Genomic DNA, 4,962 nt, shown 5'->3' on the forward strand with positions numbered 1-4,962 from the left:
GCCTGGACCACCTGGTCCGCCTCGGCCGCCCCAGCCACCGCCCGGCCCGGCGACGCGGCCGCGGCCCGCGGCGTGGCGTTCGCCGCCCGGCGCGCGGCGCAGCGCGGTATCACCTTCCGCCGCTGCCCCCGCGCCGAGGCGCTGGCGGCCCCCATCACCTGCGGAAAGGTCTCCGTACCGCTCGACTACGCCCGTCCGCGCGGCAAGCACATCTCCCTCACCGTCAGCCGGATCCGGGCCACCGGCCCGAAGGCCCGGCGTCAGGGCGCGCTGGTCTACAACCCCGGCGGACCAGGGGCCTCCAGCATGGCGTTCCCCGAGTACGCGGCCGGGGACGCCTTCCGCCGGGTGGCCGCCGCCTACGACTTCGTCGGCTACGCCCCCCGGGGTGTGGGCCGCTCCGCCCCGCTGTCCTGCCAGCGGCCGTCGGCCTACGCCAAGGCGCCGACCAGCTCCCCGCCGCACCCCACCGCCGCCTTCAAACGGCGGCTGGTGGCGCGGGCACGCGCCTATGTGCGCGGCTGTGTGCGCCGCTCGGGCCGCGCGCTCGCGCACTACACGACGCTGAACAACGCCCGTGACCTGGAGGTGCTGCGCGCCGCGCTGGGCGAGCGGCGGCTCACCTTCGTGGGCGCCTCGTACGGCACGTACTACGGGGCCGTGTACGCCACCCTGTTCCCGGGGCGGGTGCGCCGGATGGTCTTCGACAGCGTGGTCAACCCCGCTCCTTCGCAGATCTGGTACCGCGACAACCTCGACCAGTCGCTGGCCTTCGAGCGGCGCTGGCGGGACTGGCGCCGCTGGGTCGCCCGGCACCACGCCGTCTACCACCTGGGCGCCACCGCGGATCGGGTGCTCGCCTCGTACGAGAAGGCGCGGCGGCGGCTGGCGCGGAAGCCGGCGGGCGGGGTCGTCGGCACCGCCCAGCTCCAGAGCGCGTTCCTGAGGACCGGCTACAACGACGCCTACTGGGACCCGGCCGCCCGGGCGCTGGCCGCCTATCTGCGCGGCGACCAGGAGCCGCTGATCGAACTCGCCGCGCCCGATCCGGCGGAGGCGGCCGACGACGAGAACGGCAACGCCGTCTACACCGCCGTGGAGTGCAACGACGCGCCCTGGCCGCGCGCCTGGGCCACCTGGGACCGCGACAACACCGCCCTCGCCCGCAGCGCGCCCTTCGAGACCTGGGACAACGTGGCGATGAACCTGCCGTGCGCCTTCTGGCCGCTGAAGCCCGGCCGCCCCCTCGACGTGGGGAACCTGGAGGCCGTGGGCCCCCGGAGGCCGGGCCGGGTCACGCTGCCGCCGGTGCTGCTGCTGTCAGCGGAGCGGGACGCGGCGACCCCGTACGCGGGGGCGAAGGAGCTGTGGCACCGGCTGCCCGGCTCCTCGCTGGTGACCGAGCGGAAGGCGGGCACGCACGGTCTGTGGGGCGGCCCGAACGCCTGCGTCAACCGCCATGTGGACACCTATCTGCTGACCGGGAGGACCCCGGGCCGGTCCGCCCTCTGCGCCCCGCGCCCGGAGCCCGTGCCGCTACCGGAACCGGCCCCGCTGCCCGAGTCGGGCAAGCAACCGGCCACGATTCCGGGCACGCCGTAACGGGTCGCCAGGGCCGGTGCGGGATCGTGACGCCTGCGGCGGGCTGTTCCCCTCCCCGCCCCTTCCCACAACTGGGGCTCCGCCCCAGACCCCGGGTCCGGGCATGGGGCTCCGGCCCAGACCCCGGGTCCAGGCATGGGGCTCCGCCCAGACCCCGGGGCCCAGAGGCTAAGCCCCTGCCACGCGCCGGACATCCCGTAAGGGCGTCAGGCCAGACCGGCGACGAGTTCGGAGACGGCCCTGCGCCGTCCGGTGTAGAACGGCACCTCCTCGCGGACGTGACGGCGCGCCTCGGAGCCGCGCAGATGGCGCATCAGGTCCACGATCCGGTGCAGTTCGTCCGCCTCGAAGGCCAGGATCCACTCGTAGTCGCCGAGCGAGAAGGACGCCACCGTGTTGGCGCGCACATCGGGGTAGCCGCGGGCCATCTTGCCGTGGTCCGCGAGCATCCGGCGGCGGTCCTCGTCGGGCAGCAGGTACCAGTCGTAGGAGCGGACGAACGGGTACACGCTCACGTACTCGCGCGGGTTCTCGTCCGCGAGGAACGCCGGGATGTGGGACTTGTTGAACTCGGCCGGGCGGTGCAGCGCCATGTTGGACCACACCGGCTCCAGGTGCCGCCCCAGCCGGGTGCGGCGGAAGAGGTTGTACGCCTCCTGGAGGGCGTCGGAGGTCTCCGAGTGCCACCAGATCATGACGTCCGCGTCGGCGCGCAGCCCGGACACGTCGTAGGTGCCGCGCACGGTGACGTCCTTGGCGGCGAGCTGGGAGAAGAGCTCCTCGACCTCGTCGGCGTAGCCGGTGCGGTCCTCCGGCAGCACATCGCGCAGCCGGAACACCGACCACAGGGTGTAGCGGATGACCTCGTTGAGGTCCTTGGCCTTCTTACCGGCGTTGGGAGTCTTCTCAGGTGCAGCAGTCATGGCCCTATTCTCGCTCTCCGGCTCCGGCGCCCGGCCCCAGGGGGCCCGCCAGGGCGCCCAGCAGCTCATCGGCCGCCTTACGGGCGCTGCCGACGCACGCCGGGATGCCCACCCCGTCGTAGAGCGCGCCGCACACCGCCAGCCCCGGCACCTTGGCGACCTCGGCGCGGATGCGGGCCACCCGGTCCAGATGGCCCACCGGGTACTGGGGCAGTCCGCCGTCCCAGCGGTCCACCCGGCTCGCGACGGGCTTCGCCGTCAGGCCGACGGCCTCGCCGAGATCGGCGAGCGACATCCTTACCAGATCGGCGTCGTCCCGCTTCAGATCCGCCTCGTCGTCAAACCGCCCGATCGAGGTACGCAGCACGAAGAGATCGGGACCGGCGTCGCGCAGCCAGCCCCACTTGCGGCTGGAGAACGTGGCCGCCTTGATCGTCCGGCCGTCGACCGGCGGCACCAGGAAGCCGCTGCCCTCGGCGAGCGAGGCCACATCGGCGCGCCGGAAGGCCATGGTGATCAGCGCCATCGAGGCGTAGTCCACGGTGGCCAGCTCGGCGGAGGCGGCCGGGGCCCCGGCGGCCAGCAGCCGGGCGGCGGCGGGCGCGGGGACCGCCAGCACCACGGCGTCGGCCGTCACCACCGGCGGGCCGTCCGTACCGCCCGCGCCGCGCGCGCTGTCCACGCCGCTCGCGCCGCCCACGCCATCCACACCGCCCGTACCGCTCACGCCGCCCGTACCGCTCACGCCGCCCGTACCGCTCACGCCGCCCGTACCGCTCACGCCGCCCGTACCGCTCACGCTGTCCGTACCGCCCGCGCCGTCCACCGCGACGGTCCAGCCGTCGGCGGTGCGCCGCAGCTCCCGTACGGGCGCCCCGGTGCGGATCTCGCCGCCCGCGGCCCGTACGGCGTCGGCGACCGCGAGCGGCAGCCGGCCGATCCCGCCGTCGATGCCCATGAACACGGGGCCGTCCTGCCGCTGCGCGGCGCGCTCGGCCAGCTCCCGGACGCCCTCGGTCAGCGGGCGGCCGGATCGCGCCACCTCGAAGAGGGTGGGGACCGACGCGCGCATCGAGGTGCGGTACACATCGCCCGCGTACACCCCGCCCAGCAGCGGTTCCACCAGCCGGTCCACCACCTCGCGACCGAGCCGCTCCGCCAGATACCCACCGAGCGCCACGTCCTCGCCCACCGGCGTGGGCGGCAGCTCCCGGTCCCGGGCGATCCGGGCCAGCCCCTCCTCCGAGATCACCCCGGACGCGGCCAGCGGCTCCAGATCGCCGGGGACGCCCATCACATGCCCCTTGGGCATCGGGCGCAGCCCGCCGCGCGTCCAGAGCGAGGCGGTCGCGGTCGCGGGCGGCTGCAGCCGGTCACCGAGGCCCACGGCGCGCGCCAACTCGACCGCCTCCGGGCGGCGGGCGAGCATCGACTCGGCGCCCAGGTCCACCGGTACGCCCTCGATCTCCCCCGAGCGCAGCTTGCCGCCGAGCCGCCCCGACGCCTCCAGGACCGTCACCCGCGCCCCGCCGTCCAGCAGCCGGTGAGCCGCCGCGAGGCCCGCGATTCCGCCGCCGATGACCACGACATGGCCGGTGCGCCCCGCCCCCGGGGTGTTCGCCGCTCTCATGCCCCCACTGTCTCACCCGCCCCGAGGGCGTGCTGCGCCGAGGCCGTGGCCAAGTCCGCCTCGATACGGGTGGCCGTGGCGCGCAGCGCCGGGAGGAGCTCGCCACGGGCGCTCTCGGCGGTGCCGCGACCGGCGTGGGTGGCCACGTTGAGGGCGGCCACCACGCGTCCGCGCGCGTCCCTCACGGGCACGGCGAGCGACCGCAGCCCCTCCTCCAGCTCCTGGTCGACCAGGGCGTGCCCCTCCTCCGCCGCGCGCTCCACGATCCGCGCCAGCTCGGCCACGTCGGTCACGGTGTGCCGGGTCAGCGGCTCCGGCCGCACCCCGGCGAGGTGGGCGGCGCGGGCGTCGGCGTCCAGGCCCGCGAGCAGCACCCGGCCCATGGAGGTGGCGTAGGCGGGGAAGCGGGTACCGATGGTGATGTTGACGCTCATGATGCGGACGGTGGGGACGCGCGCGATGTAGCGGATGTCGCCGCCGTCGAGGACGGCCAGGGACGCCGACTCATGGACGGTGCGGACCAGTTCGCGCATGTGCGGCTGGGCGATGTCGGTGAAGCCGAGCTCCGCGAGGGGGGCGTAGCCGAGCTCCAGCACGCGCGGCAGCGGCCGGAAGGCCCGGCCGTCGGCCTCGGCGTACCCCAACTCGACCAGGGTGAGCAGCGAGCGCCGGGCGGTGGCCCGCGCCAGCCCGGTGGCCTCCGCGACGGCGCTGAGCGTCATCCCCCCGCCCCGGCCGCCGCCCGGCCCCGCGCCCACGAGGCCGTGGGCCACGCCCCCGGTGGCGCCGGACGCGCCGCGCGCCGCG

4 protein-coding genes are annotated in these 4,962 nt (G+C 75.5%); 1 reads left to right on the top strand and 3 read right to left on the bottom strand.

Features of this window, described 5'->3' with window-relative positions; genetic code table 11:
* A partial coding sequence (locus IEJ02_RS47365; protein WP_191070442.1) for an alpha/beta hydrolase occupies positions 1-1,602 on the top strand: 1,602 nt, incomplete at its 5' end.
* 206 nt (positions 1,603-1,808) lie between these two features.
* Here IEJ02_RS47365 and hemQ read toward each other — a convergent pair.
* The 3 genes from hemQ to IEJ02_RS47380 form a co-directional block, all read right to left on the bottom strand.
* Positions 1,809-2,525, bottom strand: a complete 717-nt coding sequence (gene hemQ, locus IEJ02_RS47370) for a hydrogen peroxide-dependent heme synthase (protein WP_191070443.1) — start codon at positions 2,523-2,525, stop codon at positions 1,809-1,811.
* A gap of 4 nt (positions 2,526-2,529) precedes the next feature.
* Complete coding sequence (gene hemG / locus IEJ02_RS47375; RefSeq protein ID WP_191070444.1) at positions 2,530-4,155, bottom strand: protoporphyrinogen oxidase; 1,626 nt, start codon at positions 4,153-4,155, stop codon at positions 2,530-2,532.
* Positions 4,152-4,962: IclR family transcriptional regulator domain-containing protein (locus IEJ02_RS47380; protein WP_191070445.1), on the bottom strand; the 811-nt coding region annotated here is incomplete at its 5' end. The genes hemG and IEJ02_RS47380, both read right to left, overlap by 4 nt.

Origin of the sequence: Streptomyces sp. 5-10 (genome assembly GCF_014712245.1) — a bacterium.
In the GTDB taxonomy this organism is placed as follows: domain Bacteria; phylum Actinomycetota; class Actinomycetes; order Streptomycetales; family Streptomycetaceae; genus Streptomyces; species Streptomyces violaceusniger.